This window comes from Arthrobacter sp. 05T423, from assembly GCF_056396245.1.
Window position 1 is genome coordinate 1 of sequence record NZ_JBFTLC010000079.1, and the last position, 3,810, is coordinate 3,810.

General features: G+C 63.0%; 2 protein-coding genes. Both read right to left on the minus strand.

Annotation, left to right across the window (positions count from 1 at the left end):
- Positions 1 to 2,402 (minus strand): Pls/PosA family non-ribosomal peptide synthetase (locus AC1DFE_RS23920; RefSeq protein ID WP_476908313.1); only part of this gene is annotated, 2,402 nt, incomplete at its 3' end.
- A gap of 340 nt (positions 2,403 to 2,742) precedes the next feature.
- The coding region (sbnA, locus tag AC1DFE_RS23925) for a 2,3-diaminopropionate biosynthesis protein SbnA (RefSeq protein ID WP_476908312.1) at positions 2,743 to 3,810 on the minus strand (1,068 nt) is incomplete at its 5' end.

The following is a 3,810-nucleotide window of genomic DNA, read 5'->3' on the forward strand; positions in this document are numbered from 1 at the left end:
GGTAAGGCAGTGCCGAGAGGCCGCACCGGCCGGCCAAAGGTCGAAGCGGGCAATGCTTCGGCAGGATTGCCTCCCCAACGCTCGAAAGCGGGAATCTCCTCGCCCTTCATCAGGAAGGAGTCCGGCGCGAGCACCACCCCGTCGCCCATCTTCGCGCTGTATAGGATCATCGCGGAGACGCCGACCGTGCAGCCCGAACCGATCGTGATCGCGTCGGACTTAAAGGCGTAGTCTTCTTGCGAATGGCACTGAACCCAGGCCCCAGTGTTGAGGGCAACATCGTCGCCGAGGGTGATGAGATTTTTCTCCGCCATCTGTGCGCCGTCATCGAAGAGTCGCCTGCCGACCTGTACACCCAGCATCTTCAGGATCGTGCCCTTGAACGGCGTGCCATTGAAGAGCGGACTCACCTCAGCTTCGAGCTTGAAGAAGCGTTCCGTCCGCCAGAAGTCAATGTCGTATATCGAGCAGTGCTTGGGCTTCAAGGGTTTGAATCCCGTGGATGCGCGCTCAATGATTGCGCCGTAGAATAGACTGAACAGCAGTGTGGACACCGTGAGCAGTATGATTGATGCGGCTCCTACCATGTCGTTTAGGTCTATCGCCAAGAACCCGAAGAAGGTGACCGCAAAGGCGTGGAACCAGCGTGCCATCAGGAACAACCCGATGGTGACGAGATTGTGCCGGTTCTTTGCTGCGAGCCGACGCGGGAACTCATCGCCGCCGGCCATACGGATAAATTCGCTGTCCCGAAGCACTGTGCGGGGGATCTCGAAGGCCGGTGAGCCCAAGAGTCCGACGCCCTCGCGGACCGGCCCATCGATGGGTACGAGAGCCTTCGTGGCAATGAGGCAATCTTGGCCGACCTTGGACTGCGGAGGGTAGAGGATCTCATTTCCCAAGAAGCTGTTGGCCGCGATCGAAGTCCGAGAGACGCTGAACGAGGTGCTGGAGTAATTGGCATTGACGATCGAGATGCCGCTGGCAACCACCGTTCCGCGGCCGACGGAGCTGAGGTATGGATTGTCGTGCTTGATTTCCGTGCCGAAGTTCGACCCGGTTTGAACCACCGGGGCGAGCTTATACCCAAGGCGCTGAAGGTACGGGGCGATGTAGGAACTGTCACCAAAGAGGGTGTGCAGTAAACGCCGATTGGACAGTCGCTCGACAGCTCGGTGGCACGCGAAACGGAAACCGTATAGGGGATATGCCTGATCCGGTCTAATAAAGAGGTTGAGCACACGAGGGACAGTCATGACAAAAAAGAGACTGAGGAGGATGCGTCCGAAGAAGACGATCACGGAGGTTGCCAGCACGAGGCCGAAGAACGCTGCGCCGGTGAACGAAGCCCCTGGCGCCGCCAGGAGGGTCGACAGCCACGGCACCTCAATGCGGAGCAATGCAAGTCCGCCGAATGCCAACGGGAGCGTCACGCCCAGATGGAGCATCAGTTGGAGAATGCCGTACCGCGCCCGCTTCCAAGGGCGGCATTCAACCGGTGCGACAGCACGGTAATCCGAATCCGTGCGGCGCCCGGGCGAGCCGTGCCAATGCTCGCCGGCGGGAACGGCCTGACCGGCGTGCAGGGAAGAAGCATGGCCCAACTGGGCCCCGTCCCCCAGTGAGGTGTCGATGTCCAGCACCGCCTTCTCACCGATGAGGACGTTCTTGCCGATTGACACGTACCCGGTCTGGATCACACCGCTGACGGCTCGGTAGCCGAGGAGGAAGGTGTCCTTGCCGACGACGGTGTGCTCACCGATGGTGAGCATGTCAGTGCAGACAGGCACCCGCCTGGTGAAAACCACAGCGCCCTTCCCGACTTTAGCTCCCAGAGCACGCAGGTAGAGCAGATACAGTGGTGAACCGGCAAAAAGGACCAGCGGGTTAGTCACCACCAGCGTCTTGACCAACCAGAACCGCACGTAGGCTAGACTCCAAATTCGGATCTCTTGGGGCTTCCAACGGCCGACGAGAACCCATTTGGCCAGGATAGGAAACGTGCATATAACCCAGAAGGTGCCAGCCCCGAAGGCGGCACTTCTCAGGTAGTCCTCAAGGGGAGTCTGGCTTGCCCAGATCCACCCCAGGCCACTCTCGAAGATCACCGAAAACAAAGCAGTGTAAGCCAGGAAGATCAGCACCTGCAGCACGCCGCATACGACGTAGTCGAACGTACTGGCCCGTGCCCGTTCCCCGGGGAGAGCGCGGTAGCGCCCGCCGCGAGATTTCCGCGCAGAGGCTACCGCAGGTGTGCCGGCCAATGGCGTATCCGTTGTTGTTGCGTTTGAGGCCGGCGTGCCTGCCACGACCGGGCTGCCCGAAGCCAACGAGCCGGTACTACCCAGCGACGCGGCCAGCGCCGAGATCGTTGGGTTCTGGTAGATGTCCTTGATGGACACCGCTGGCAGGTCCGGCTGCTTGCGMACCCGGGCGCAGAACYGCGCCATSACCAGYGAGTCCGCGCCCAGGTCCTGGAAGAAGTTGGCCTCCACCGGCACGTGGCCATGACCAGTGAGTCCGCGCCCAATTCGTAGAAGAAGTTGGCGTCCACGGGGACATCGTCCTTCTTCACCACCGACGCGAGCAGATCCGCCAGCCGGCGCTCCAGGACCACGTCCGCACCCGTGGCCGGCGTGGCTGCAGAGCCGTCCCCGGCCGGAGCGGCGGTTGTCTCAGGAATGGGGGAATTGACGGGAGGTGTGGAACGCGGAGTCCCCTGCAGGTTGTCGAGTCGCATTTTCACTTCAGGAAATTCCCTAGTGCGGCGGTGGCCACGTAAGCGGCCACCGGTACGCGTGCCGGGTGCTGTGGCTCCGGCACCGGCTCGGCCCCTCGGCCCGTCGCCCCTGTCAAATCGGCGGATGCCAGCGCTGCGGCCCCGAAATGATCGTGCACCCAGTCAGGGTTGTAGATGGTGTCCAGGTAGGGACGGCCCATGTCCGGGGAAATGGCCACCGCCGTCAGGTCCTGGGCGTCGTGGTCGGCGAGCCAGGACGTGGCGCCGTGGACCACGGTCCCGGTGGAGCCACCGAGCATGAAGCCTGCCGCCGCGAGGCGGTGGCAGGCGCGCACCGTGTCCAGTTCTTCGACCATCACCACGTCATCGATCAAGGACTCGTCGAGCTGCGGCGGCCGCACGCTCATGCCGAGTCCCGGGATCAGGCGGGTGGCCGGCTGGCCGCCGAACGAGACCGATCCTGCGGCGTCGACCGCGACGATCCGGACATCGGGCCGGTGCTCGCGGAAGTACCGYGCGCAACCCATCAGGGTGCCCGTTGTCCCGGCTCCCACGAATAGCACGTCCAGGTCCGGGAACTGATCGGAGATCYCGGGGGCAGTCCAGCGGTAGTGCGCTCCCCAGTTGCCGGGATTGGTGTACTGGTTGAGCCAGATGTAGCGCTCGTCGGACGCGCACAGGTCCCGCACGTGGTTGAGCCGGGCTCCGAGGAAGCCGTCGACGGGATCGGGTTCGGTGACCAGGTCCACCTGTGCCCCGAGCGACTCCATAAGTTGCCGGGTTGCCGGGTTGCAGCGCGGATCGATCACGCACACGAAGCGGTACCCCTTGCTGGCGGCGATCATGCTCAGCGCGACCCCGAGGTTGCCCGAGGAGGACTCCACGAGGACGGAGCCGGGGCCGATCAGCCCCTCCCGCTCGGCGCGCTCAACCATCTCCCGCGCGGGCTTGAGCTTGATTGAACCGGCGAAATTGAACCCCTCGATCTTCAGATAGAGGCGGCAGCCCAACACCCCTTCCAGGTCGACGAACAGGCTCTGCTCGTTGAACAGGTGCGGATCCTTGATAAT